Source organism: Mameliella sp. CS4, from assembly GCF_019392335.1.
GTDB lineage: Bacteria > Pseudomonadota > Alphaproteobacteria > Rhodobacterales > Rhodobacteraceae > Antarctobacter.
Map to the genome: position 1 here is coordinate 1 of NZ_JAHXRQ010000118.1, position 319 is coordinate 319.

1 protein-coding gene is annotated in these 319 nt (G+C 60.8%); it reads left to right on the forward strand.

Annotation, left to right across the window (positions count from 1 at the left end):
- Positions 1-22 precede the first annotated feature (22 nt).
- On the forward strand, positions 23-319 hold a 297-nt coding region (locus tag KZZ07_RS26775), incomplete at its 3' end, for a 3'-5' exonuclease (RefSeq protein ID WP_219519979.1).

The window sequence follows — 319 nt, forward strand, 5'->3', positions numbered from 1 at the left end:
GTTAGACGGAGTTGGAACAGGTTTGGAACGTATAGCGGTCATCGACTTTGAAACCACCGGCATCACCCCGAGCAGCCACTGCCGGGCCACGGAAATCGCGGTGGTGATCCTTGAGCGCGGCCAAATCGTGGACCGCTACCAGAGCCTGATGAATGCCGGCGTGCGTGTGCCGGGCTTTATTGAACAACTCACCGGCATCAGCAACGCCATGTTGCGCAGCGCGCCACCGGCCGAGCGGGTGATGAACGAAGTCAACGAGTTCGTGGGCACCACGCCATTGCTGGCGCACAACGCCGCGTTCGACCAGAAGTTCTGGGAC